Raw genomic sequence first — 26565 nt, 5'->3', positions numbered from 1 at the left:
CGCTTGATTCAATTTTGCACGAACAAGACATCGCTCGACTTTCAAAAGTGTGACTTTTAACATTTTAATCACAACAAAACGCACAAAAAAGGCGCTCTGTTGAGTGAGATATCATCAACAGAGCGCCATCATAACGCATTAAAAACAGATAGCAATCGTTTGCTTTCACTATAGGAAATTTACAACTATTTATCACTATTTGGCAGTCACCCACAAAATGTGCGCGTCTTCCTCACTCACACTGGTCAACATATGACCCATGTTCGCATCGTAATACACACTGTCGCCTTCGCTTAATACAACAGGCTCATAGAACTCAGAATAAAACATAACCTCACCTGATAAGATGAGTAAAAACTCTTCCCCATCATGGCGAACCCAGTCTTTGTATTCGTCAAAACTGCGCGCACGGATTTGGCTCTTAAAAGGCATCATTTTCTTATTGGAAAGTTGAGTCGCCAGCAGCTCGTGCTCGTAAGTTTGGGTTGGGTGCGGTTTGCCCTCTTTCTTTTTGGTCACATCGCGACGCCCTGTCGCCACCTTTTTCCTTGGCGGTTCAAATAGTTGCGGCATATCGATCTGCAATCCGTGAGCTAGCTTTTGCATCGCTTGGAACGTAGGAGAAATCTGTTCATTCTCGATCTTACTTAGCGTAGAACGCGCAAGTCCAGTACGTTGGCTCGCCTCTTCCAAAGTGATACCAAGTTTAGAGCGGATATCTTTAATGCGCTGACCGAGCTTAAGCGGTTCAATATTTTGGTCTTGTTGCTCTTTCGCCAACGTCATTGACGGGTATTCATCGTAAATGCTTTCTGCCATAAATCCCTCTGTAAATATCCTTTATTCCTTCCTATTAGCATTGTGCATGAACCCTATAATGGATAAAAGTCCACCGAGTTAATTAAAGCGTGCTCTTGTTAACAAAACCAGAAATCTCGTTTCCTATAGGAAATTTTTGGTTGATTGTTCGTTCCGCAAGCGCTATGTTACCAACTTGTTAGATGTAGAGATGCACATTTCCGTAAGAGATTGGACAAGAGAAACCACAATCCGACGGAGTTTTAACCCACTTATTCGGGTCGAAAGTCACTCTGTTCTGCTATGCAGTTCAGCTGTTTTGAGGACAAATGAGCCACCATCGCAATCAAACAACTATTTCTACTGCGGGTTCATTTTCAGATTTGGAAGGTCAACTACCATGAACAAGAGTTACCCTAACCACAGCTTGGAAAACTTTTTCTCTACCAACCTCTCCGCGACAGATGACGCTGTCTTTGCTGGAATTCAGGCAGAATTCGCTCGCCAAAACGAACAAATCGAACTTATCGCTTCTGAGAACATCGTGTCTAAAGCGGTAATGCAAGCTCAAGGCACATGCCTAACAAACAAATACGCTGAAGGTTACCCAGGTCGCCGTTACTATGGTGGTTGTGAGCACGTAGATACAGTGGAAGCCATTGCTATCGAACGCGCGAAAAAACTTTTCAATTGTGAATACGCAAACGTTCAACCACACTCAGGCGCACAAGCAAACGGCGCAGTAAAACTGGCACTACTTCAACCTGGCGACACTATTCTTGGTATGTCTCTGGACGCAGGTGGTCACCTAACACACGGTGCACGCCCTGCACTTTCTGGTAAGTGGTTTAACGCAGTTCAATATGGCGTTGACCGCGAAACACTAGAAATCAACTACGAAGACGTTCGCCAACTAGCACTTGAGCACCAACCTAAAATGATCATCGCAGGCGGTAGTGCTATTCCACGTACTATCGACTTCGCAAAATTCCGCGAAATCGCAGACGAAGTAAACGCGATTCTTATGGTCGACATGGCGCACATCGCCGGTCTTATCGCAACAGGCGCGCACCCTAGCCCGCTTCCTCACGCACACGTGGTTACGACTACAACCCACAAAACACTGCGTGGTCCACGTGGCGGTATGATTCTGACCAATCACGAAGACATCATTAAGAAAATCAACTCAGCGGTATTCCCAGGTCTACAAGGCGGCCCACTAATGCACGTGATTGCTTCTAAGGCAGTGGCGTTCGGTGAGGCGCTTGGTCCTGAATTCAAAACTTATATTGATTCAGTGATCAACAACGCAAAAGTTCTAGCGGAAGTATTGCAAACTCGCGGTTGCGACATCGTAACCGGTGGTACAGACACGCACCTAATGCTGGTTGACCTTCGCCCTAAAGGCTTGAAAGGCAACAAAGCAGAAGAAGCACTAGAGCGTGCAGGTATCACGTGTAACAAAAATGGCATCCCATTCGACACAGAGAAGCCTATGATTACATCGGGCATCCGTTTAGGAACGCCTGCGGGTACAAGCCGCGGCTTTGGCGCTGAAGAATTCAAACTCATCGGTAATTGGATTGGTGACGTACTGGACGGTTTGGTTAACAACCCAGAAGGTGACGCAGAAGTAGAAAAACGCGTACGCAAGCAAGTGAAAGAGCTTTGCAGTCGTTACCCTCTTTACCAATAAAAGATTTATTAAATCAGAAACTATCCTGACAAGTTATTTGGAGATTAAGCAATGGACAAAACACTGAAGTTTACAGATAGCCACGAGTGGGTACGTGACAACGGTGACGGCACAGTAACTATCGGTATTTCAGAGCACGCTCAAGAGATGCTAGGTGACGTAGTTTTCGTTGACCTACCAGACGTGGAAGATGAAGTCGAAGCGGGCGAAAGCTTTTCTTTGGTTGAGTCAGTAAAAGCCGCTTCAGACATCTACTCACCAATCACTGGCGAAGTAGTTGAAATCAACGAAGAGCTAGAAGACAGCCCAGAGCTAATCAACGAAGAACCATACGAAGGTGGTTGGATTGTGAAAGTGAAGCTTTCAAACCCATCTGAGTTGGATGACTTAAAAGATGCGGAAGAATACCTAAGCTCTATCGAAGAAGAGTAATTAGGATGAGACGAAAGCTGTCCCCTAGCATAACGATTAGTGGACAGCTTTTTTTCTAGGTTCGGACGTATAATTTAGATTATCAGTAGCGTAAATCCGTTACCCGAACCAAGGAGTAGGTAAAGGACAATGACTGAATTACTTCAAAGCCTCAGCACACAGAATGAGTTCGTTGCTCGCCACAATGGACCAAACAAATCTGACCAACAAAAAATGTTGGAAGCGATCAACGCAGTAAGCCTTGATGCACTTATCGACGAAACTGTACCAGCGCAAATTCGCCTAGAGCAGCCAATGAGCTTGGCAGAAGCGAAAAGCGAAGCAGACATGCTGGCAGCAATGCGTAAGTTCGCCGATCAGAACCAAGTTAAACGTACATTCATTGGCCAAGGTTACTACAACACCTTCACGCCAAACGTAATCCTACGTAACGTGATGGAAAACCCAGGCTGGTACACCGCTTACACCCCTTACCAACCAGAGATCTCACAAGGTCGTCTAGAAGCGCTTCTAAACTACCAACAAATGGTAATGGATCTTACCGGTATGGAAATCGCGAACGCGTCACTGCTCGATGAAGCAACGGCAGCAGCAGAAGCGATGACACTTTGTAAGCGTGCGGGTAAGAGCAAGAGTAACGTATTCTTCGTTGCTGACGACGTTCACCCGCAAACCATCGAAGTGGTAAAAACTCGTGCGAAATTCATCGGCTTTGAAGTCCTCGTTGGTTCTCTAGAATCACTACCAGAGCAAGACGTATTCGGCGCGCTAGTTCAGTACCCAGGCACAACAGGTGAAGTTCGTGACCTAACGGACATCATCGCAAAAGCACAAGCGAACAAAACGCTGGTAACGGTAGCGACTGACCTATTGGCTTCTGCCCTACTAAAACCTGCGGGTGAAATGGGTGCAGACGTAGCAATCGGCTCGGCACAACGTTTCGGCGTTCCTATGGGTTACGGTGGTCCACACGCAGCCTTCATGGCAACACGTGACAAGCACAAGCGTACTATGCCTGGTCGTGTTATCGGTGTTTCTATCGATACCAACGGCAACCAAGCTCTTCGCATGGCAATGCAAACGCGTGAGCAACACATCCGTCGTGAAAAAGCGACATCAAACATCTGTACCGCTCAAGCTCTACTAGCGAACATGGCGTCTTTCTACGCGGTTTACCACGGCGCAGAAGGTCTACGCACGATTGCTCGTCGTACGCACCACATGACAGCCATCCTAGCTGCTGGTTTAACTAAAGGCGGCTTCGAGCTTGCTCACAACAGCTTCTTCGACACCATCACCATCAATACTGGTGCACAAACTGAAGAGCTATACGCAAAAGCACTAGCGGCAGACATCAACCTACGTAAGTTGGGTACTCAGCTAGGTGTAAGCTTCGACGAAACCACAACCGTGGCAGACGTAGAAGCCCTATTCGCAGTATTCGGCGTGAAAGAAGAAGTCGCAGCACTATCAACTGAAATTGCTGGCAACGAATTTGCAGCGATTCCAGAAGCACTGCGCCGCACAACAGAATACCTAACGCACCCTGTGTTTAACACACACCACAGCGAAACACAGATGATGCGTTACCTAAAACAGCTAGAGAACAAAGACTTCTCACTAACGCACGGCATGATCCCACTGGGCAGCTGTACGATGAAGCTGAACGCAGCAGCAGAGATGATTCCAGTAACTTGGCCTGAGTTTGGTTCGATCCACCCGTTCGCACCAGCAGAACAAGCAGCCGGTTACGCCGCACTAGCAAAAGATCTTAAAGAGAAGCTATGTGAAATCACAGGCTACGACGCATTCTCACTACAACCAAACTCTGGTGCATCAGGTGAGTACGCAGGTCTTATCGCGATTCAACGCTACCACGAAAGCCGTGGCGAAGGTCACCGCAACGTATGTTTGATCCCAAGCTCTGCGCACGGTACTAACCCTGCGACAGCATCTATGGTGTCAATGAAAGTGGTTGTTGTTAAGTGTGATGAAGAAGGCAACATCGACGTCACTGACCTAGCAGCGAAAATCGAGAAGCACAAAGACAACCTATCAAGCATCATGATCACTTACCCTTCTACGCACGGCGTATACGAAGAGCAAGTGAAAGAAGTGTGTGAAATGGTTCATGCAGCAGGCGGTCAGGTTTACCTAGACGGCGCAAACATGAACGCACAGGTTGGTCTAACAACGCCGGGCTTCATCGGCTCTGACGTTTCTCACCTAAACCTACACAAAACCTTCTGTATCCCACACGGTGGTGGCGGTCCGGGTATGGGTCCTATCGGTGTGAAATCGCACCTAGCGCCTTTCCTACCGGGTCACATTGAAAACGGTGCAGATGGCGAAAACTTCGCAGTATCCGCAGCAGATATGGGTAGCGCGTCTATCCTGCCTATCTCTTGGGCTTACATCGCAATGATGGGCGAAGCTGGCCTAACAGACGCAACGAAAGTAGCGATTCTGAACGCGAACTACGTGATGGAGCAATTGCGTCCTCACTACCCTGTTCTTTACCGTGGCTCAAACGGTCGTGTAGCGCACGAATGTATTATCGACATTCGTCCACTGAAAGAAGAAACAGGTATCAGCGAAGAAGACATCGCGAAGCGTCTAATGGACTACGGTTTCCATGCACCAACTATGTCGTTCCCTGTAGCAGGCACGCTCATGGTTGAGCCAACGGAATCGGAAGATCTAGAAGAGCTAGACCGCTTCTGTGATGCAATGATCGCAATCCGTGAAGAGATGGCGAAGGTTAAGAACGGTGAATGGCCGCTAGATAACAACCCGCTTGTTAATGCGCCACACACTCAAGTTGACCTAGCGAAAGATGAATGGGATCGCCCTTACTCTCGTGAGCTTGGCTGCTTCCCTTCTAAAGCAACCAAATCTTGGAAGTACTGGCCAACAGTAAACCGCGTAGATAACGTATACGGTGACCGTAACCTAATTTGCTCGTGCCCAAGCATCGATAACTACGAAGATTAATTTTTGTAGAGTCTAAATAGACAAAGGCCTGAAAGCGCTCCCGCTTCTCAGGTCTTTTTATTTTCTAACTGCAGTTTAGAAACTATGTAGCAGATTTTTCGTTTCAGTCAGTAAACCATCCGCACCGCAATAAAAATCACACCAGTAGATCTGTCTACTATTTGGGGATTTCATAATAGATAGACTCTGAACATGCCCACAACCTACACCCTATAAGTAACCCTCAAAATTTCTTTAAAGTTGGCTATAAGACTTTTACAGTCCTCTTGAGAAGCAAACGCTAACTAGAGGTTCGGACTATGCGTATTTCTAATTCAAAAGTTATCAAAGTCACAAATACAATTAGTTAGCTAAAAACAATTACTACCCACACTAAATATGGGTGTATTATGCCGATTATTTCATAATACTATCTGGAGCATCATAGTAGCCCATGGATCCCGTCTTAAAACCCCAACTATCCAATGCAGATGAAATAAAGAGTATTCTAAAAGAGTTACCAACGACGTTTTATCTAGAAGATGGTCGTCAAGTGAACACGCTACTTGTTTACCTTCCTTGTCACGAAGATGGAAAAGCTAGCTTGTCTGAGTTTTTTGAATGTATCAAAAATGGCATCCTACAAAACTATGTTTTTACATGTACCGAAATTGAAAAAAAACTTGGTAAAAGCAGTGAGACTGCGATGGACGAACTCTTTAACAAAGCTTTAAGAAAAATAAGTAAACATACAGCCCAAGGTGAACTTGGTGAACTAATTTTGTTCACATTACTTGACGTTTACTTATCAGCTCCAAAGATACTCAGTAAGGTATCGATGAAAGATAGAGCAACTATGCCTGTATTTGGGGCAGACGCCGTTCACGCTCAAATGGTTGATGGAAACTTTAGAGTTTATTTAGGTGAATCGAAACTTTACCAAAAGTTCAAGGCTGCAGCAGCAAGTGCTGCGTCCTCAATCAAGAGTGCAAAAGAAAAGTTTGGGGATGAGTTTGATCTCATTGAAAGCCATATGGACTTTCCTAATTTAGACGATGAACTTGAGGAATTGATATTAGATGCTCTAAACCCTTATACATCATCCGATAGTATTCAGCACATTCACTCTCCTTGCTTCATCGGCTTTACTCAGCCAGACATTATTTTTCAAAATGCTCCCGACTACATTGGTTCATATGAAAAAATAGCTAATGAGTACATCAACGACTTTTTTGGAAAAGTACAGAATAAGGGTCTTGATGTTAATGAAGTTACATTATTAATGTTGCCATTTACTTGTGTAAGCAAGCTGGTCGAAGAATTTATTGCTTACACAGGAATATATAAATGAACACTTTAGCAGATAAGGTAAACATCAAGATTTCTTCACACCCTGAGTTTAGTAAGGATAAAGAAACCCTCTTCAATACTTACGTAGCTTATCTTTTAAGAAACGAAATAGAGCTTGATAGGAACTTCGTAAAAAGAATAGTTTCTGTGATTCAATACTTTAGTAAGTCTACCGAACAAGAAACAAGGAGAGAGGCAGCTATTTTGCTGGCCATGCTACTTGATGTATCGGGAGACCTGTACCCTGAGTTAGTACCCATTGCTAAAAGCATGTTTATTGATTCAGGGGATTTTCCGAATATTTCTCTTCTAGAGCACCGTTATCCAGATGTGAAGATGGATTTGGGGTTTTATAACAATGCTAGGTTTGAGTTTAAGAAAAATCTCAACTCGGTTAAGGAACTTGACTTTCCATTGACCGATTTTCAAAGAATGCTGTGGGAAAACCTGGAGTCTGATGAGGATGTCCTCACTATCGCTCCTACTTCAGCGGGAAAGACTCATATAATATTGACATACTTAGTTAGAGAGGTATCTGAAAGCCCTAACGGTTCTTTCGCAGCAATTGTAGTCCCAACTAGGGCACTCATTTCTGAAGTATCTGGAAAGGTTTACGAAATAGCTAAAGGCTTTGGACAACACGAAAATATCGAAATATGCACAGTTCCACGAGATGACAAAGAATTTAGCGATAAAACGATTTTTGTTATGACACAAGAACGACTCTACGAGCTAATTCAGCGAGGAGACCTAAGCTTCAACTATTTATTCATAGATGAAGCTCATAACATTTCAGATAAAAGCCGAGGTGTACTTCTCCATTTGACTTTAGAAAAGCTTCTTGAAGACAGCTTTCCTCAAATCATTATTAGTATGCCTTCAGAAAGCTACAAGAACGCCTTTAGTTCAGTGTTTAGCGATATTGACTTCCACAAGGAGATAACAAGGCACTCACCTGTAGCAAAGATAATAATGTCAGTAAAACTGGCTGGTAGAAACATAGAGATATCGAGTAAAAACCTAAACCATACTGTAACTATACCAAAGGCTTTTACAGGGGTTAAGCTAGCAGACATAGTCTTAAGACTTGGTAAAGGACAAAGTAATATAATCTACAGAAATAAAACTAATTACTGTGAAGATACCGCAAGGGACATAGCAGAGCGAATCGATGAATTTGATGTTACAGATAACCTCGAAGAAGCGGCGGATTACATTGAAAGATTCATCCATGAAGAATTTAGTCTGGCAAATAACCTAAGAAAGGGAGTAGCTTTCCATTACGGCCCTCTACCAAGCTCTGTTAGAGTAATGATAGAGAATCTTGCGAAAGATGGAGAAGTTAACTTTATTGCATGTACTAGTACGTTAGCCGAGGGTGTAAACCTACCAGCTAAAAACTTATTCTTACAAAACCCAATACAGACCATTGTTGGAAAACCATCTGAACGCTTAGAAGATGTAAAGCTCAACAACATCACAGGTCGTGCTGGTCGAATGCTAGAACACTTCTCAGGAAACATCTTTCTCATTGATCCTGAAAACTGGACATTCAAAGATTACTTTGAAGACGATGAAGACGAAGAAAACAAACTACCTACATACTATAAAACCCTCAACACAGAGCTCACTGGAGTATTATATGCTCTATCTGGCACATATCCCCACGATGAGTCTGATCAATATAGGTTTTATACCATTGCGAACAAACTCATTAGGGAGTTCTCTAATGATGGACTAGAAAGCACCTTAGGCTCGAAAGAGTTATCTTTACGAGATGATGATATTGAGTTGCTATTGAAATCAGTAGATAAAGCTTACAGGTCGCTAAGAGTAGCACCGTTTACATTAGAAGCTAACCCAACTGTCGGTTACATCCAACAAAATAAATTGTTTAGCTTCTTAGATAATCTTGAAGACTTCAACGATTGGGTATTACCACATCCAAAGTCTCCTGATTTATATGAAGTACTACTTAGAGTAGCTCTTAAACTAAACGAACTGGGCGTATACATTAATAGTGATGAATACACAATCAATTACATATGCGTCATTTCATCTAAATGGGTTTCAGGAAAAAGCCTTAAAGAAATTATAACAGAACAGATTGCATGGGATAAAAGTAATACCGATTCTAGCAATGTTAACAAGTCTGTAAGAAACGTTATTAAAGTAATAAATAATGATATTAGGTTTATTTAGGCTTAGAAATGCTTTAAGCTGCTATCACTTGCTACTCACTAATAAAATGAATCAGAAAGGTACTGATAAGACAAGCGTAAAATTACATACCTATCTGGAGATCGGTGCTTGTGATGAAAACATGGTTAACCTTATCAATATGGGGCTCTCAAGAGAAGCTGCAAATGAGATAGAAGATTTGTTAGGAAGCACCTCAAAGATAGAAACCATATACCAGTTACTAGAGATGCTCGATTCTAAACCTCTTGACAACCTCCATCCAGTCACCAAGAGGGAGATAAGAACGCTAGCAGGCTAGCTGAATATTTGATGGATAGAGTCTAAAGCCGATCTTAAAACCTGCAATGAAGTATCTTGGTCAATATACTTATTTCTCAGCTTAAGATCGGCTTTATAATTCATAAAGGCGTTTCCAAAATCTAAATTAACTTTTTGGCCATCACTATCAACTCCTTTAACCTTAAGCAAAGTACACGCATCATTTTCAGACAAATAGTTAACAATTTCTATTAAACTTTCTTTATTTATGATGCTTTCAGGTTCATCGCTACAGTCTAAGTCGAGAGATAATTGAATATTATTGTCTATATAAGGAGCTGAGCCTAAATTCTTAATTAATAGTGGGGCATCATCAGATAAATCTGACAATGAAGACGAGTTTATTTTAAAATGAAGGCTACTATAATCTGGAAGTTCTCTTAGCTTATCGTATTCCTTTTCTTTCGGTATTAAAGATAGATCGATTTTCTCCGTCCGACTAGAATTAAACTGCTCTAAAGCGAATTTAGCCACACTTTTCAAGCTGCCAATAGGGCCTGTCGTAAAGCCAAGTATGAGTTTTTTCTCTGGAATTACACTGAAGTAGTAAGGATCGCCGATAATTCCTTGGTTTAAAGCTAGACCAGAAATTTCGCCATCTCGGGTTGCCTTTGTTTGCCAAGTATTCCTTTCTTTAACAACAGAAATAATGAAGCCATCGTTATGATTAGGGAGAGTTTTAATCAGATGCTTAACAGTTCTATTGGTTATAATTCTGGAGCACGATCCCCCTTCACAACTAACAGCGTAGTTGGCTGAAAAGCTATCGAAAAATGAGCTTGTTGCATCAATGGAAAAAAAACGTACAGTCACACTTTTTTTTAATTTGTTCATTTTAACTCCACTCAATTCCTAACAGAGTTATCGCCTGTATTAATGAACAGTATTTTAGCACGGTAACAACGATTGCGAAAGTTGAGTCACGATAATTTAAGACCTATATCTATGATTTTTCGGGCCTTGCTGTAGCCACTATTATCCCTACTCTATTCTGAAACGATAGATCTCACCTCCCATAACACATCACCACTAAACACCAAGCTTCAAGTTCGAAAAAGGCGAACCACTTGGCTCGCCTTTTCATTATTGGATGAGGTAACTGAGTTAGGATTGAGACATTTATTAGGGTGTTAAACCGAAGCTATTCAAGAGTGGATTATTCCTACCTCCCCTAGTCGCCAGTAAGGTTATTGCTCTTTACCACCGCAAGGTAGTTTTCAATCACTGGGTGATCGAACTGTTCCGATTCGTACATCACCCAGCGTTGGGCTACGGTGAGATCAGTAAACGACCCATCCTTGAAATCACCACGCCAACGGACATCAAACTCAGCGACATACTTACCTTCGCTAAGGTAAGAGACATCAATACTCTCGATCTCGTGGTCGTCAGACAACAATAAGTCATGTATCCAATGGTGCCATTCCATAAATTCTTGGCGAGAATGGATTTTGTAATCGGGAAAGTCGACTTGGATATTTTCATCAACGAGATCGGCAAATGCTTCTGCTGTCACTCGCACCTTTCCTACGGTTGCACGCTCATACATTGAGAACACGCGATATACAAAGCTCTTGATGTCGTTCTTGGTAAACTTGTGTTCCGCATACTGCTGAATCAATTTGTCGTAATCCGCCTTTTGATAATGCATTGTGGACACCTATTCCTTATTTAAGGCTTTGTAAGTAAGCCACGATTTCTGGTTTGTCTTCAGCGATTGCCTTTTCAAGTGGCGTATTACCATCTTTGCCTTTAATCGTGATATCACCACCATTGGCAACCAAGATTTTTAGTGCAGGTAGGTTGTTAGCCCATACCGCATCATGCAGTGGTGTGTATCCGTTTCTAGGGCCTACGGCGTTAACGTCATAACCTGCTTCAATCAGAAGTTCGACGATTCGCGTATTGTCTTGGAACATCGCGGCATGCAGTGCAGTTCCGCCGTAAGAATCTCTCTCATCTGGATCGGGATTGGTTTTCAATAACTCAATCACTTGAGCTTCATTGCCGTTGTAAGCAGCAAGGTGAATGGTATCTGCACAAAACGCTTGAAATGCTGCGGTGATGGCAACGGCTGCCAACGAGAAAATGACAATTAACTTTTTCATATTACCCACTATTTTGGTTTCTTGTTTTATCAGCTTCGATGCATCATAGAAGCCGTAACCTTGATTAAAGCTTATACCCATTAACGACTAGAATTCGATTTCTTCACCATCTCGGAAGAAGCCACCTGTTGGTCCATTTGCCGGCAAGTTTGCGGCCCAAGTTATGCCACTTGCCCCCTGCTCTACAGGTCGACCACCGCTTCCGCCCATGTCTGTCGCTACCCAACCCGGACAAACAGCGTTAACCAAAATGCCACTGCTTTTGAGTTGATTGGCCAACATTAAGGTCAATGAGTTAAGGGCGATCTTTGACATACTGTACGCAGGAGTGCTGCCAGTCTGGTTCTTAATTGCACCCGCCCCACTGCTGACGTTAACGATTCGAGCTTGTCGACTGTTTTGAAGCAAAGGTAAGAAGGCTTGTGTCATCCGCCATGCGCCATAAACATTGGTGTCCATCGCTTCTTGAACGGTATTGAGGTCTGCGTTCACGACGTTTTGCCAAGTGTCATAGTGAATGGCGGCATTGTTGATTAACACATCGACAGCAGAAAAACGTTGCTGAACAAACTCAACCAATTGGTCAACGCTCTCTTGGTTAGTAATATCAAGTTGCGCCGCTAGTAAGTTGTTTAAACCCAACTCTTCTACTGTTTGCTGTGCGTTGCTCAACTGACGAGCCGTAACAATGACGATGTCACCTTGCTCTGCCAATTGACGACCGACTTCTTTACCAAGGCCACGGTTTGCGCCAGTAACAATCGCGACTCGCTGGGTTGTGTTTTTCATGTCGAGTTCCTCGTCAGTTCTCTATCTGCTTACGCTTGGGTTTCAGTTGCTTCGAAGGTTTTCATCTCGACCGAATCAAACCATGGTCGAGCGAGCTCAAAATGCTCTGTCATGTGCGCTGTAGCCAGATGTGCCTGTAGTTGTTGTTCTGACTGCCATTCTTCATAAAGGAATAGTGTATTTTCGTCGTCTGCACTGATGTTTTGTTGATAGGTAATGCAGCCATCTTCCGCACGAACCACTTTTGCCAGCTCCGCCATGTGCTCGATAAAAAGCGATTTAAACTGAGGTTTTACTTTGCCTGTCACTGTAACGATGATCATAATTTTCTCTCTTACCTTGTGTAATCTGCGCTTCGATAGGATCTAGATTACTTAGTGTGTGTCGCAATAGATTGAAGAATCCTGCTTCGATTTTTGTACTTTATTGCTAGTGACTCTGAGCTCTGCTGGGTTTGGATCAGAGACTCATGCTTTCACTGTTTTTTTTATTGAGAATACCGCCAATGCAAACAGTGCGAACAACGCGTAAACCAGAGATACTTGGCTAAGATCGGTGCTATCAATCACATGAGTAAACAAGGCTGAGATTAGCGCACCAGCACCGAATGTTGTCGCTGTGTATAAACCGCTTGCCACACCTGCGTTTTCTTTGAAATCTGCCAGTGCATTTGCCGGACAGCTGCACAGAAGCATGGTGCAACCGATAGCAATAATCACCATAGGACCAATGAGAGAATACCAAGCTTGAATACCGCTCATAACAAACATCAATACACCGCCCGCCACAATCAATCCGAGTGAAAGTGCGATTAAAGCTTTAATGCTTAAGCGAGCGTTAATGGCTGGCGATAAGAAGCTACCAAGCATGAAGACTATCGCGATTGCCATAAACATTTGCCCAAACGCGACTTGTGATACTTCTAGCTTGCCCATTAGGTACATTGGCGCAACGGTCAGTAGGTAGATGAACAGGCTCTGAGCCACAAGCGCAAAGAATAGGAATGTCTTAAAGCGCGTATTCACAATAACGGCTGCGTAACGACGAATAAAGCCAGTGTTCGATGCTTCTGCTACCGATGATTGCTGCGCATTTTTGTCATTTGGCAGAGTCAAGAATATCCAAACAATGCTAACCACACTAAGTACCGACATGATCGTGAACAGCGTAAACCAAGAATTCGTCTCGACAATGTACGCACCAGCCAGCGGAGCACTAACCGGAACAAACGCGAGAATACCATTCAGGTAGCTGTAGGCTTTATTCAGGTGCTCGCCTTCAAATCGCATACGGATCAGAGCAAAGATCGCGGTAAAGCACGCGCTACCAGCAAAGCTTTGTAGCGCACGAAACGCCAAGAACTGCATCGCTTGGTCACTATCAATGGTCGAAATCATAAAAGAACTGAAAGCAAACAAAGCTAGACCAATCAGCGCAATGTTCTTTTTGCCGATGGTGTCAGCCATACCGCCCCAGAACAATTGCCCAAGCCCCCAAAACAACATGTAGATGCTGATCGCCATTGAAGGCACGCCTTGGTCAGAGAAGAATTCTCCGATTTGATATACCGCAGGTAAGAAGATGTCTAAGCCAAGTGGCAGAAGAGTGAAAAGAGGTAAACCCGCAAGAAGAGTCAGCCCGACACTGTTTGTCATTGGGGCTGTTTTTGCTGCTATCGTCATAATAACTGTCCTATCTACACCCTGAACTTTTCAAGGTGCTTTTCCAATAAGTTACGCACTCTGCGTCAATGGAATAAATGATATAGATAAGATGAGTTAGAACTAGATGATGAATAGCTAAATTATTATTAGGCAAAAGCTAACAATCTAGCTATTCAAAGCCAAGATCAAAAAAGGCGAACTCACTGGCTCGCCTTTTTGAAAGTAAAGATTTGTTAGCTCACTTTCGATGCAGTGTGCTGCTCTACCATAAACGCGATGACTTCTTCGTTTAAGCAAGATTTGCTGATGTATTGGCGTTGTTTACCAAGATGAAGGATAAAGCCCAAATCGGTTTGTTCGAGTTGGTCGATTTCATTCCAAGCGAGGCTGCGATCGATTTTACCGCTTTTGTAGCGCACGCCATCCGCGTTAACTTCAAACACCACTTTGTTGCCACGGCTTGAGCTGATGGTTTGGCGCCACAGCCACCAAGTTCTTTTGAAGTAAACACTGCACGCTTCAATTACACTCAATACGATAAAGAACCAACCCACATAACCGTTTGGTAGTAGCTCAAACTCCAATAAGACCACACCAAAAATAAGAAACAAGATCCCTTTCAGGTATGCGTGTGGGAACTTAACAGGCTGGCTAGTTTGATCATAACACTCTGCAAAGAACGGTTTGTCGAGTGTGTATTCTGTGGTGAATTCGAAATCTTTAGACATGTATGGTTACTTTAAGGTTTCTGTGAATGAGTCTACTTGGTTGCTCTCTCGCAACGCGTGCATTGTAGCGCTTCTCTTGGTTTATCTTTAGTCCTTTTGATTCTGTTTTGTAAATCAATAATAACGAAACATTCGAAGACCTCGGTACACTTACCAAGATCAAACAAAGCGAACCATTTGGCTCGCCTTGTTAATTAATGTTCTATGTTAATTAATGACCTATGCGACTTCTTGAGGTTTTCTACTTTAGAGGGTCGTTGTCTGGCAATGCACTGTGTATCCAGACTGCCAGTCGGTGTTTGATGCTTGCGCCGTCTAGCTTGCTTTCCGGTAGTGGCGTGATCTGTTTTGCATCAACCAAGAATAGGTAAATCGCTTTTACTCTTAGAGGTTGTGGTGACTGTGGAAGGTCAAAGCCTTGTAGCTTCGCCATCTTCCCACCAATCTCTAGTGCCTTCTTAACCAGTTTGTCTTCATTGTGAAGCTTGGAGCTTTTTGACATTGATAAATCCTCTTCTTCGCTTCAATTAAGAATACATGAAGTGTCACGTATGGCGTGTTAGTAAGCTCGCATATTAGTAAGATTCCCTGACATTGCAGCGCAACTGATTAAACAACGACCTAGCATGCTGATATTGGCGATACAGCAATGTAGGCAGGTCACTTCACCACATTGCTTCTGGTTTCAAAATGTCCCCTCTTTTTATGGTCTCTGAGCGTTTTCATTGGCTTTTTCTTTGAATCAATCTCAAACAAATAAATTTAAATGATAATTATTATCATATTTATACTTACTTTATAAAACCCTACTGATAAGCTCAGCTTTGCTTCTCGATGCTGAAATTGAGGGCGCTTACATCGGTCGAGTTAAACCTCTCTTCCGATTGAAAAATTAATAAAAACCATAAATAACAGGCTATTAACTATGAACATTAAAAGAAGCTTCGCCGGTCTGGCAATTTTCGCTGCATTTAACGCTACGGCTTACGAACACTATTCTGTGTTTAAAGATTACATTGACCAAGGTCTGGTCACTGCAAACCAATCTCGCTTAACACAAATAGCAAAGTCTAACCAAGGGCAACTGACTGTAGCTGGCGCGTACTCATACGATCAGCTAGGACGAGTAACACAGCGCGACTACGCAGACAGTACATTTGACTACGCCTATAACGATGCAGGCTTTTTGGAATCTGCGCGTGCGCTAATGAAGCACGGCTCAATCAACAGTTACGTAAGACACACCAAAGAAAACTTCATCTCTCAATACAGCTATAACGAACTTGGTCAAGTTGATGTTGAGAATAAGCAAGTCTTTCAGGATGAGGCTGCCGATCTTAACGGTACACCTATCGCGACATATCGAATTCAATATACGTATGGTGCTGATGGCAAACTTCTTCAACGCCGCCAAGTACCGCAGTCTGGCGACGATATGTCTGTTCGCGAATTTCATTACTCCTACCATGAAGATGGTAAGTTAAGAAAAATCCGTGAGGTTAAGCTCTCGACACCAAAGGAAAAGAGTACCCTCTTGCTGCAATACTACCCGAATGGCGAAATCAAAAAAGCAACTCAGAAGTTGTTCGGCAAAGGCACCAAAACCTTTGAAATGGAGTATGTGGATGATGGTTCATTGGTTTATGGTGTTTACTATGTAGATCCAGTGAAAGAGTGGAAAGTAGACTTAGATTTCTTTGGTCTTGCCTTCCATCCAATCAAATCAATGAAACAAACGGCTGGCGATGCAGTCAGCACATACCGCTATCAATACCAGAACAGCGACGGTGATACTCTGCCAGATGTGGCACTGCTAGAGGTCACACTGCCAAGCTTTAGCCAAACTATTCAGTACAATATGACGAATAGATAACGCTAAACCCTTCTCGAAGATATTCTCGTATCAGACTATCAAGGAAGACCGCGCTTCTGGTCTTCCTTGTTTCCCAGTAAAAAAACCGTGACAAAGCAGCAAGCTTATATGTCAACAAGACAAAGTTACCCTGCATCTATCTGGATACTTGTATTGGTCAACTTTGCTATTAGCCCACCTACTCGTTCTCGCATATCCCGCCTTTGTACGATCATATCAAGAGCGCCATGCTCAAGTAGAAACTCACTTTGTTGAAAGCCATCCGGTAGCTTTTCTCGCACGGTTTGTTCAATCACACGACGTCCTGCGAACCCGATTCTGGCTGCAGGTTCACCAATGTTGATGTCCCCCAGCATAGCTAAACTTGCAGAGACGCCGCCGAACGTTTGATCGGTCAATACCGAGATATAGGGCAAGCGTGCATCAGACAAACGCGCTAAGGCTGCACTGGTTTTTGCCATCTGCATTAACGACATTAAGGACTCTTGCATACGAGCGCCACCACAAGCTGAAAAACAAACTAATGCACAATTATCTTCTATTGCTGTATCGACGGCATCAACAAAACGAGCCCCTACGACCGACCCCATTGAACCTGCCATGAATGAAAACTCGAATGCACAGGTGACAATGGGTAAACCTAGTAGCTCGCCTTTCATTGCAACTAATGCATCTTTCTCTCCAGTATTCTTTTGAGCAAGTGCGATACGTTCTTTGTAGCGCTTTTTATCCTTAAAATTGAGCATATCTGTTGGCTCATACTCACTGCCAATTTCTATCCGCTCCCCTTTATCCAAAAAGCTATCCAAACGATGCCGCGCTGACATCCGCATATGATGTTGGCATTTTGGGCAAACGTCTAGGTTCTCCTTAAGGGCGAGCCGATACAAAACTTGTTCGCAAGAATGACACTTGGTCCATACCCCCTCTGGGATGGATGCTTTGCGCGTACTGATGATGCTCTTTTTATCTAATAGCTTTTCTAGCCAACTCATTAGGATCCTTCAACTTAGAAATAACGTTATCGAGCATTGTATAAACCTGTTTCAAGTAATAAAGTGCACTTTACGGGCTTTATAATCCAATAATATGGGATAAACCAAAATGCTTGAGAGAATTGATCAGCAATGGCTAAAGAGCTTCCATTGTGTCTATGAAAACAATAGCTTTAAGAGAGCCGCCGAGTTTTTATCCCTGCCGACTTCAAACGTCAGCCGCCATATTGCTTTACTAGAAGAACAACTTGATGTGCGATTGTTTGATAGAACAACCCGAAGAATATGCGCTACAGATGCCGGAGAGCACCTCTACATACGCACGCAACCTCTTTTGGACAAACTGAATGACGCGCTCGAAGAAGTCATGCAATACTCACATCAAGTCACGGGACAACTTAACGTTTTAATGCCAGATTCACCGGAGTTGGCGCGAGCGGTTGTCTCTTTCTGTTCTCAACACCCTGCGATTTCATTGAGTTGCGAGACCAACCTAAGCCCTAAAGAGGATTTGCTTGATGGGTTTGATGTTATCTTGAGTTTTCATCGTGGAAAACTTGAAGACAGCAATTGGATTGCCAAAGAGATTAAGCGCTGGTCTAGCGTTGTTGTCGCCTCACCTATCCTACTGCAAACATGCCAAAAACCTTACAAAATTAACGATTTAAAACACCTTCCTTGTATTAGCAGTTTTACGGCATTGAAAGGAACGCCTTGGGTTTTCAAAAACTCAGAAGGAGAGCAGATAACTCAACGAGTACAATCTGCATTTAAGGTTAATAGTGGGCAACTTGCTAAAGTCGGCGCGTTAGCAGGATTTGGCTTTGCTATTCTTCCCGAAGCGTTCTGCTATGAAGACGTACAATCCGGAGTACTGGAAGTCGTTGAACTTGAATACAAGCCAGAAGATTTGGTGTTATACGCCTTTTACGCTTCCAGAAAGCACGTAGCGAAGAAGATCCCGATGTTTATTGAGCATTTGAAACGTTTGTCGAGCATTTGAAACACTCAATACATAACAAGAACACTAAATAAACCCGTCCCCTCTCCTGCACTTGTTCAATTTACCGCTTATTGCTCAACTGGCGTCACTTTTGATTCGTCGTCAGGTTGAGACCACTTGATGATGGCTCGTAGGTTCATAGAGAAGAAGATGATATTGGCGATTATCATTGCCACGCTGCCTGTGAGATACCCGACTGCAACCCAACTGGTGTTTCCGCACATCATTAAGATGAAACCAATTTTGTTCTTGTTTCCGATTTGCCAAATGGCAAGAAACGTAAGTACCATCGCAACCCAGTCGATCCCATAGTACTGAAAGTATTCCATTGTCCTCTCCATGGATGTAACACTTTAAAGCGGTGAGCAAGCGCCTTAATGAAGCTTTAACACACCACTTTAATGATAAAAACAACACAGCGTAAATGCCGCGCGTAGTGAATCTTTTTTGAATATTTGATGATTACTAAAACCAAAAGCTACCAAGTTTTATCGAGATCTCGAGCGTACAAAGAAATGGCTCGCTGATACTCTTTAATTGCATCGCTGTTGGTGGTGGACACTAAGAGTTCGAGTAACAATGATGTGGCTTCTTTATGTCGACCCACATTGTAAAGACACATTGCATAAAAAGGCTGAACTTCGATCGCATTAGGGTATTCATCCAACGTTTGTTCAAAATAGCTTAATGCTTCTGAATACTCGCCAAGGCTTCGGTAGGTACTCGCTAAGCCGAACAACGCATCAAATCTTTCTACCGAAGAGAGTGTTCCTGAAAGTGCAGACAAGTAATGACCGATTGCTTCTTGCTCTTTGCCTTCATTGTCGTACGACCAAGCGATTTGTAAGTGCGCTTTTGCGGCAAAATGTTCATCGTCTAGTAGTGTTGTAAGTAACGCTCTCGACGCTTGATACTTAGCTTCTTTTCGCAGCTCAATTGCTTGTTTGATGATCGTTTCCATAATTTCCCTCGAAGCTAAAAGCGCTCGTTTAAAGAGCGCGCAATCGCAATGTCTTTGTTGGAATGAATCAAGAATAGTAAATAACCTAACTCACACAGTCTACCCATCATAACCTTTCTTTTTGTATCCGTTTCGTTGATACTCTTGCCCCTTATCGTTCAGTTGGAAAACTTTCATGCCCCAAGCTAACTCTGTTGTCGTACTCGACTTTGAAACCACTGGTCTCTCTCCGAATATGGGTGACCGCGCCATTGAAATCGGTGCAGTAAAATTAGTCGACGGTGAGGTTGTCGATAGTTTTCAGCAACTGATGAACCCAGGCTTTAGAGTCAGTTCTTTCATCGAGGGCTACACTGGCATTACCAATAACATGTTACGCACCGCACCAAGCTGCGATGAAGTGATGGCATCATTCAGCGAGTTCATTGCCGGTGAAAACCTTATCGCCCACAACGCATCTTTTGATAAGCGCTTCCTCGATGCGGAGCTTGAACGAATCAACTGTGGTTACTCAGGCGAGTTTGCATGCTCATTGCTAGTGGCAAGACGTTTAATTCAAGATGCTCCTTCTCATAAACTCGGAGAACTAGTTCGCTTCAAAAACATCGATAATGACGGCGTTTTTCACCGAGCGTTAGCCGATGCACAGATGACAGCAAAACTCTGGATTGAAATGGTCGAGGGCTTGGAGCAATCCGGCATTCACAATCCAAGCTTTAAGTTTATGCAAACCGTGAGTAAAACAGCGAAAGGGAAAGTCGATCTGCTACTCGCGAAAAACCGTGCTTAGATCTCGCGACTATGATGTTTGTTCTCAAGCATCATAGTAAAGGTAAATAATCTATGGTTGTTTATGATTAGAAATACCTAATCGTTAAGAGTCACGCTCGTTTTTCTTCATAAAACCTTGATACAGAGCTTCGAGCTTAGCATTCAGCCCCTCATCATTTTTTGCAGATACAGTACCTATCAAAGTCGCGCCGCTTGCCGTACCTATTGTTACATCAAAGTTTTCATTATCAGTACTTTCGACAAAGACATAGTTGTCGTTCTCTCTGTCGTAGAAAGAAGCAAAATTATCGTCAATAGATGTATTAAATTTCATAAATCAACCCGTCAAAACCGTAATGATTGTGACTCTTTTTTAAGGTCGGTAATACAGGTATATGTTAATTCTCAGTCTCATTCCACAATCAGATGCAATCAACATATCTATTAGTTTCTACATAAGGGTTCTAAGGGGTTAGATACGTAACCTACTCGGCATCCCAGTCATCAACTTTTTGGACTATGATGTCGACAACACTAGCAAACTCTCTGCCTTTTGGGGTTAAACCGTAATTCACAGTCACAGGGATAGTGTCTTCTTGTTTTCGCCAAACAAACCCATATTCGCACAGTAACTTCAAGCGTTCGGTGAGCACCTTGCTTGAAACCAGCGCCAATTGCTTGCGAATTTGACCGAATCGCATCTCTTCTTGTTGCCCGAGCAACCAAACGATGTGAGCGGTCCACTTAGTCGATATCAATGTTAAGTATTTATCCACGCTGCAATAGCCAACAGGCTGTACTTGATGATTTACTTTTGACGACATCGCCCTTCCCTAATCCGTTTTTTACCGCCAGTGTAATCAAACACTACACCTCAGACCATTAGTTACCTGAGAGTAACTAGTTACTTTTAGGAAGCTAATTTTAATTCGGAACTGACCGTTCTATCTTGAATTGGCAATTAGGCAAAGGGGCGAAAGCTGCCTGAGCCAATAATTAGAGGATTACGTTATGCGATATATTTTTCTGTTTATTTCTTTTGTCTCACTTGGTTTACATGCGGAGACGCTCTATCCGAAGCCACAAACACCATCAGAGTTACACGCATTATTTGGTCAATACTTTGCGGATAAAGATTTGGAGGGATTAGGAACACTTTTCCATCAAGATGCGGTATTTATTTTAGATAAAGAAGGCAATCAAGCCAAAGGGCAAGAAGCGATCAAACGCGTATTGGAAGGTTTTATGAAAGGCGATGTCACCATGCATACAAAGCGCATTTCCATCCACATTAATGATGACATTGCCATGGTGCGTTCAGATTGGGAAATAATGAACACTTCGCAAGGTGCAACTCAGACAAAAAACGCGATACAAGGAACGGCATTGGAAGTCATGCATTATGCAGATGGAGGTTGGGTTTATGTTATCGATAATCCCAATGGCTTTTGAGGTCAATATTCGGCGTCGACAACATGCTGCATGAACTTCGCTTCTGCTTTTGAGTAACATTGTTCCCCCACATAGATTTCGCTTTGCAGTAGAAACATTCCTCGTTTGCTCTTTACGCAATGCGCCTCAACGCGAATGATGGCATTAAGGGGAACCGGTTTGATAAAGCGAACCTCGAGCTTTGCTGTCATCGCACATATCTCTTGAGCAAAAAGGCAGTGGGTCATAGCCGTGTCATGCAAAGCGCAGATTGCTCCGCCTTGCATGACACCTTGATATCCCTGAACTTTCTCTGTTGGTACGATTTCGCACTGCACGCCGCCATTCGGCATCTGGGAAAACTGAACAGTATCGTTGGCGTTGAAAAATGGCTGGCAACACACTGCACACTGCTGGTGGTTTTTGGGGTTGTGGTGTGACATAAAATCCTTCTGTATCTGAGACGTCTCTGAACTTAAGCTGCTTTAATAAGAGCGTTCACGAATCATGCATCTAACTCAACATTCAAAGGCGAGAGGCGCTTATTCATTGGTAATGGGATATGAACTGTAGCCCTCATTATTAGCATATGCCAATAACAAATAGTGAGAAATTAGGTTCCATGAGACTGTGTTCTTTCTAACGAATGAACCGTGACTCGAATCGGACGCGCCACTGGTCACGTCTCAAAAAGTCGCTTACTATGCCAAGTACCTATAAAGCTTTGTGAGCTACTCATGAGCAGTAAAAATAATAAAAACCTTGGTATTCTTCTTAAACTCAACACCTTTATTTCGCCTTATAAATGGCGTGTCGCTGCTGCCCTAGTCGCACTTGTCGCGACAGCAAGCCTAACGTTGTCCGTCGGTTATGGCGTACGTATCTTGATTGACCAAGGCTTTGCTCAGCAATCATTACAAGAGCTAACCAACGCAATTCAGTTTATTGTTGCCGTCACTTTATGTATTGCCGTTGGGACGTTCTTCCGCTTCTACCTGGTTTCTTCGGTTGGAGAACGCGTCAGCGCAGATATTCGCCTTGCGGTGTTTAATCATGTGATTACCCTGCATCCGAGCTATTTTGAGACCAACAGCAGCGGCGACATTATGTCTCGCCTCACGACTGATACGACTCTACTTCAGAGCATTATTGGTTCGTCGTTTTCCATGGCGATGCGCAGTGCATTGATGTGCTTTGGTGCGATCATTATGTTGTTCGCTACTAACGTTAAGCTCACCTTGATAGTTTTGGCGTCTGTGCCTTTTGTCTTGGTGCCGATATTAGTTTATGGTCGGCGCGTTCGTGCTTTATCGCGTCAAAGCCAAGACACAATGGCGGATGTGGGCAGCTACGCTGGCGAAGCGATAGAACACATTAAAACGGTGCAAAGCTTTAGCTCAGAGCAGCATGAACGCGCAGCGTTTGCTGTCGAAGTAGAAAAAGCCTACGAGGTAGGCAGACAACGCGTCAAACAGCGCGCAATCTTGATCTCCGGCGTTATTGTGATTGTTTTCAGCGCTATTGCAGGCATGCTTTGGGTAGGTGGCAGTGACGTTATTCATGGCAAGATGTCGGCTGGTGATTTAGCTGCGTTTGTGTTCTATGCCATCATGGTTGCATCCTCTACTGCCACTATTTCTGAAGTGATGGGAGAATTGCAACGAGCCGCTGGTGCAACCGAACGATTGATTGAGATCCTGCAAGTTGAGAGTGATATCAGTGCACCAAGCCATCACCTTACTATTACCGACCGCATGCCTGCAGAAGTCACGTTTGACTCAGTGAACTTCAACTACCCTTCTCGCCCCGATCAGCCAGCTATTAAAGGATTAAATCTCAAAGCAGAACAAGGGAAAGTGTTAGCCTTGGTTGGTCCTTCTGGTGCCGGTAAAACAACGTTGTTTGAGCTGCTACAACGATTTTACGACCCGCAGCAAGGACATGTATTGTTTGGAGGTGAAGATATTCGACAGTTCGATCCTAACGATCTTCGCCGCCAAATGGCATTAGTCCCACAGCAACCCGCATTGTTTAGCCATGATGTATTCCACAATATTCGCTACGGTAATCCGGAAGCCACAGACGAACAAGTGATTGAAGCAGCAAAGAAAGCCCATGCTCATGAATTTATCGAAAAGCTACCTGACGGCTATCATAGTTTTTTAGGTGAGCGTGGCGTAAGGCTATCTGGCGGTCAAAAACAGCGAATTGCCATTGCTCGTGCAATTCTAAAAGATCCGAAAATTCTGCTGCTTGATGAAGCCACCAGCGCACTGGACAGTGAGAGTGAACATCATGTTCAACAAGCGCTTGAAGCCTTGATGAAAGACCGCACTACGTTGATCATCGCACACCGCTTATCGACAATTCAGCACGCAGATAAAATTGCAGTACTCGACGGTGGCGAACTGATTGATATCGGTAATCATCAATCATTGATGCAAAGCTGTGAACTGTATCAACGATTGGTCGCGTTGCAGTTTAAACATCTAGAATAGCGACGGCGTTTAACGCTAGCGATGTTAACGAAACAAAGAAACTATGCCCAAGTGACTTCAAGATGCAGGATTCAGAGCGTTGTCATTGATTCGAGAGTAAGGAAAACAACGCAGTGTAATAGCCAGCTCTTTCCAAGTTGTTTGACGCAGCAATCGGGTCAATGACACGCTCCCAAAGGGCGAGCTGCCTTGGCTTGTATACTTTGTTGCCGATTCTTGATTTAGACCCACTAAACCTTTAAATCGCCGCCGCGTCTACAAACCAAGTCAGTCTCGCTGAACCTAGCATCTCGAGGTTACTTGGGTATAAATATGAAAAAGCGCACCACGACGATATGTTAAGGTGCGCTTATTTGTTTGCCCAGCAGCTAATATGAGTCAGTCATAGACCTCCGGCTCTGCCGCAGAATGTTTTTCTTGAAGTTCCAATATCAATAGCGTTAACGCATAAAGAACTTTTGCAATGCTTTGATCGCCATGCCACGACGTTCCAGCAACATGCCTACACGAGGTAGCCACGTTGGTGTACTCAGGATGGTTTTGGCGTGACTAAAGGTTCTAAACCCTTCCTCGCCATGGTAGTGACCGATACCAGATTCACCAATACCACCAAATGGTGCGTCTTCCGCGCCAACGTGCAAAATCGTGTCGTTCACTCCGACCCCGCCACTGTGAGTGTTACGGATAATTCGCTCAATAATGCTCTTATCTTCTGACATGATGTAGAGCGCAAGTGGGCGTTGATTCTGGTTGATGTAGCTGATGACCTCTTGGATATCACGGTAAGGCTTGATTGGCATAAGAGGACCAAAGATCTCTTCCTGCATAATGGTCATCTCTTCCGAAACATTGGTGACTAAGTGCGGATATAATCGTCGACCTTCTGCTCTCGTTTCAGGCACGGTATGTAACTCCGCGCCCTTGGCTTTGGCATCTTCCAATACCGCCTTTAATCGGTCGTACTGACGCTGATTGATGATATGAGTAAAACCTTGTTCTTCTTGACCTTTGAGGTACAGCGCTTCAAAGCGTTGTAAGAAGAGCGCGACGAACTCGTTAACCCTTCCCTCTGGTACAAAGGCATAATCTGGCGCAACACAAATTTGTCCGGCATTGATGCATTTACCGAACAAAATCGCATCAACTGCTTTGTTCAAGTTAGCATCATCTGCCACGATAACTGGAGACTTACCACCAAGCTCCAAGGTAATTGGGGTTAAATTCTCCGCTGCAGCACGAGCAACCGCGCGACCAACATTAGTAGAGCCAGTAAACAGTAGGTGATCGAACGATAATTTGCTGAACGCTTGAGCCACTTCGGCTTCACCCTCAACCACCTCGACATCTTCAGGCAATGCTCGACAAATCTCAGAAATCACCTTGTTGGTCATCGGTGTAAATTCGCTGAGTTTCATCATCACTCGGTTACCTGCCGCAAGCGCGGTGACTAATGGCGATAAGCTGAGGATTACTGGGAAGTTCCAAGGCGAGATGATACCCACTACACCAACAGGTTGATATTCAACGGTGACTTTAGACGGGGCAAGTAACAGACCAGAATGACGGCGACTTGGCTTACACCACTTGTTGAGGCGTTTTAAGGTGTAATTGATTTGGGCAACCGTCGGCAATACGTCCGTCATTGCTGTATCAAATTCTGAGCGGTAACCAAAGTCCTCACTTAAGGCTTCCACCAGCGCTTGCTGGTTATTCAAAATAGTCTTCTTAAGAAGGTTAAGCTTTTGCTTTCTTGCCTCTAAACCCGGATAAGGTTCGGCATTGTATGCAGCTTTGAGCTTATCCAATTTTTGTTGCAGCAGTTGACCAACTTCGACGTCGACGATCGCATTCATGATTTTCTCCTTGTGCACCCAATCTAGGGCAATGTCGCACTTATGTATGATTTAAAGTTAACATAAGGGCAACATCCTGACTATTAACGCAATAAGGAAGTTAGAGTTCAAACTCAGATTTG

At 43.7% G+C, this 26565-nt stretch carries 27 protein-coding genes; 11 read left to right on the top strand and 16 right to left on the bottom strand.

Features of this window, described 5'->3' with window-relative positions; genetic code table 11:
• Positions 1-195: 195 nt before the first annotated feature.
• On the bottom strand, positions 196-819 hold the full coding sequence (locus AACR11_RS04295) for a helix-turn-helix domain-containing protein (protein ID WP_005431308.1): 624 nt from the start codon (positions 817-819) through the stop codon (positions 196-198).
• 379 nt (positions 820-1198) lie between these two features.
• Between AACR11_RS04295 and AACR11_RS04290 the strand changes: the two genes are divergently transcribed.
• The 6 genes from AACR11_RS04290 to AACR11_RS04265 all read left to right on the top strand — a co-directional run bounded on the left by AACR11_RS04290 (position 1199) and on the right by AACR11_RS04265 (position 9749).
• Positions 1199-2494 (top strand): serine hydroxymethyltransferase, encoded by a 1296-nt coding sequence (locus AACR11_RS04290; RefSeq protein ID WP_005451650.1) that lies wholly within the window; start codon positions 1199-1201, stop codon positions 2492-2494.
• 51 nt (positions 2495-2545) lie between these two features.
• Entirely contained in the window at positions 2546-2926 is a 381-nt protein-coding gene (gene gcvH / locus AACR11_RS04285; protein ID WP_005451648.1) for a glycine cleavage system protein GcvH, read from the top strand.
• A 129-nt stretch (positions 2927-3055) separates the two neighbouring features.
• Positions 3056-5920 (top strand): aminomethyl-transferring glycine dehydrogenase, encoded by a 2865-nt coding sequence (gene gcvP / locus AACR11_RS04280; protein WP_038898897.1) that lies wholly within the window; start codon positions 3056-3058, stop codon positions 5918-5920.
• A gap of 433 nt (positions 5921-6353) precedes the next feature.
• On the top strand, positions 6354-7250 hold the full coding sequence (locus AACR11_RS04275) for a HamA C-terminal domain-containing protein (RefSeq protein WP_029789379.1): 897 nt from the start codon (positions 6354-6356) through the stop codon (positions 7248-7250).
• Entirely contained in the window at positions 7247-9451 is a 2205-nt protein-coding gene (locus AACR11_RS04270) for a DEAD/DEAH box helicase (protein WP_223295803.1), read from the top strand. Before AACR11_RS04275 ends, AACR11_RS04270 begins: the two co-directional genes overlap by 4 nt.
• Before the next feature lie 46 nt (positions 9452-9497).
• Positions 9498-9749 carry a hypothetical protein gene (locus tag AACR11_RS04265; protein ID WP_339367126.1) on the top strand — a complete coding sequence of 84 codons (252 nt, stop codon included), beginning with the start codon at positions 9498-9500 and terminating at the stop codon, positions 9747-9749.
• Here the strand turns inward: AACR11_RS04265 and AACR11_RS04260 are convergent.
• From AACR11_RS04260 to AACR11_RS04225, 8 genes are all read right to left on the bottom strand, one after another.
• The gene (locus AACR11_RS04260; RefSeq protein ID WP_029789381.1) at positions 9746-10603 is read right to left on the bottom strand and encodes a hypothetical protein; all 858 of its coding nucleotides are present in this window, start codon (positions 10601-10603) and stop codon (positions 9746-9748) included. The genes AACR11_RS04265 and AACR11_RS04260 overlap by 4 nt on opposite strands.
• Before the next feature lie 337 nt (positions 10604-10940).
• The gene (locus AACR11_RS04255; RefSeq protein WP_223295802.1) at positions 10941-11420 is read right to left on the bottom strand and encodes a hypothetical protein; all 480 of its coding nucleotides are present in this window, start codon (positions 11418-11420) and stop codon (positions 10941-10943) included.
• Between the two features lie 16 nt (positions 11421-11436).
• On the bottom strand, positions 11437-11877 hold the full coding sequence (locus tag AACR11_RS04250; RefSeq protein WP_029789383.1) for an ankyrin repeat domain-containing protein: 441 nt from the start codon (positions 11875-11877) through the stop codon (positions 11437-11439).
• A gap of 87 nt (positions 11878-11964) precedes the next feature.
• The gene (locus AACR11_RS04245; RefSeq protein WP_029789384.1) at positions 11965-12666 is read right to left on the bottom strand and encodes an SDR family NAD(P)-dependent oxidoreductase; all 702 of its coding nucleotides are present in this window, start codon (positions 12664-12666) and stop codon (positions 11965-11967) included.
• Between the two features lie 29 nt (positions 12667-12695).
• On the bottom strand, positions 12696-12989 hold the full coding sequence (locus AACR11_RS04240; RefSeq protein ID WP_029789385.1) for a putative quinol monooxygenase: 294 nt from the start codon (positions 12987-12989) through the stop codon (positions 12696-12698).
• Positions 12990-13133: 144 nt separating this feature from the next.
• The gene (locus AACR11_RS04235; RefSeq protein WP_029789386.1) at positions 13134-14348 is read right to left on the bottom strand and encodes an MFS transporter; all 1215 of its coding nucleotides are present in this window, start codon (positions 14346-14348) and stop codon (positions 13134-13136) included.
• Between the two features lie 215 nt (positions 14349-14563).
• The gene (locus AACR11_RS04230) at positions 14564-15058 is read right to left on the bottom strand and encodes a YcxB family protein (protein ID WP_029789387.1); all 495 of its coding nucleotides are present in this window, start codon (positions 15056-15058) and stop codon (positions 14564-14566) included.
• A gap of 241 nt (positions 15059-15299) precedes the next feature.
• Positions 15300-15560 carry a DUF5062 family protein gene (locus tag AACR11_RS04225; RefSeq protein ID WP_005376453.1) on the bottom strand — a complete coding sequence of 87 codons (261 nt, stop codon included), beginning with the start codon at positions 15558-15560 and terminating at the stop codon, positions 15300-15302.
• Positions 15561-15983: 423 nt separating this feature from the next.
• On the opposite strand from AACR11_RS04225, the gene AACR11_RS04220 reads away from it, so the two are divergent.
• Positions 15984-16931 (top strand): hypothetical protein, encoded by a 948-nt coding sequence (locus AACR11_RS04220; RefSeq protein WP_029789388.1) that lies wholly within the window; start codon positions 15984-15986, stop codon positions 16929-16931.
• Between the two features lie 125 nt (positions 16932-17056).
• Here AACR11_RS04220 and accD read toward each other — a convergent pair whose 3' ends face one another.
• Entirely contained in the window at positions 17057-17926 is an 870-nt protein-coding gene (accD, locus tag AACR11_RS04215; protein ID WP_029789389.1) for an acetyl-CoA carboxylase, carboxyltransferase subunit beta, read from the bottom strand.
• 109 nt (positions 17927-18035) lie between these two features.
• Between accD and AACR11_RS04210 the strand changes: the two genes are divergently transcribed.
• On the top strand, positions 18036-18929 hold the full coding sequence (locus tag AACR11_RS04210; protein WP_009696751.1) for a LysR family transcriptional regulator: 894 nt from the start codon (positions 18036-18038) through the stop codon (positions 18927-18929).
• Positions 18930-18997: 68 nt separating this feature from the next.
• Here the strand turns inward: AACR11_RS04210 and AACR11_RS04205 are convergent, their stop codons facing one another.
• Both AACR11_RS04205 and AACR11_RS04200 read right to left on the bottom strand, forming a co-directional pair.
• Positions 18998-19258 (bottom strand): nicotinamide mononucleotide transporter, encoded by a 261-nt coding sequence (locus AACR11_RS04205; protein WP_009696752.1) that lies wholly within the window; start codon positions 19256-19258, stop codon positions 18998-19000.
• 149 nt (positions 19259-19407) lie between these two features.
• Positions 19408-19890 (bottom strand): tetratricopeptide repeat protein, encoded by a 483-nt coding sequence (locus tag AACR11_RS04200; RefSeq protein WP_005451637.1) that lies wholly within the window; start codon positions 19888-19890, stop codon positions 19408-19410.
• A 175-nt stretch (positions 19891-20065) separates the two neighbouring features.
• Between AACR11_RS04200 and AACR11_RS04195 the strand changes: the two genes are divergently transcribed.
• Complete coding sequence (locus tag AACR11_RS04195; protein ID WP_009696754.1) at positions 20066-20680, top strand: 3'-5' exonuclease; 615 nt, start codon at positions 20066-20068, stop codon at positions 20678-20680.
• Between the two features lie 84 nt (positions 20681-20764).
• Here AACR11_RS04195 and AACR11_RS04190 read toward each other — a convergent pair whose 3' ends face one another.
• Positions 20765-20995: a hypothetical protein gene (locus AACR11_RS04190; RefSeq protein WP_029789390.1), complete on the bottom strand. Its 231-nt coding sequence runs from the start codon at positions 20993-20995 to the stop codon at positions 20765-20767.
• Between the two features lie 151 nt (positions 20996-21146).
• Positions 21147-21485 carry a winged helix-turn-helix transcriptional regulator gene (locus AACR11_RS04185; protein WP_005451632.1) on the bottom strand — a complete coding sequence of 113 codons (339 nt, stop codon included), beginning with the start codon at positions 21483-21485 and terminating at the stop codon, positions 21147-21149.
• 187 nt (positions 21486-21672) lie between these two features.
• On the opposite strand from AACR11_RS04185, the gene AACR11_RS04180 reads away from it, so the two are divergent.
• Positions 21673-22113 carry a YybH family protein gene (locus tag AACR11_RS04180; protein WP_029789392.1) on the top strand — a complete coding sequence of 147 codons (441 nt, stop codon included), beginning with the start codon at positions 21673-21675 and terminating at the stop codon, positions 22111-22113.
• Between the two features lie 2 nt (positions 22114-22115).
• Here AACR11_RS04180 and AACR11_RS04175 read toward each other — a convergent pair whose 3' ends face one another.
• Entirely contained in the window at positions 22116-22535 is a 420-nt protein-coding gene (locus tag AACR11_RS04175; RefSeq protein ID WP_029789393.1) for a PaaI family thioesterase, read from the bottom strand.
• A 294-nt stretch (positions 22536-22829) separates the two neighbouring features.
• Here AACR11_RS04175 and AACR11_RS04170 point away from each other — a divergent pair, with 294 nt between their 5' ends.
• Positions 22830-24590, top strand: coding sequence for an ABC transporter ATP-binding protein/permease (locus tag AACR11_RS04170; protein ID WP_009696758.1), 1761 nt, complete (start codon positions 22830-22832; stop codon positions 24588-24590).
• Positions 24591-25030: 440 nt separating this feature from the next.
• Here the strand turns inward: AACR11_RS04170 and AACR11_RS04165 are convergent, their stop codons facing one another.
• Entirely contained in the window at positions 25031-26443 is a 1413-nt protein-coding gene (locus tag AACR11_RS04165) for a coniferyl aldehyde dehydrogenase (protein WP_029789580.1), read from the bottom strand.
• Positions 26444-26565 lie beyond the last annotated feature (122 nt).

Source organism: Vibrio sp. L85 (assembly GCF_963871815.1).
Lineage (GTDB): Bacteria > Pseudomonadota > Gammaproteobacteria > Enterobacterales > Vibrionaceae > Vibrio > Vibrio harveyi.
This window is presented reverse-complemented; position numbering and strand designations above follow the sequence as displayed.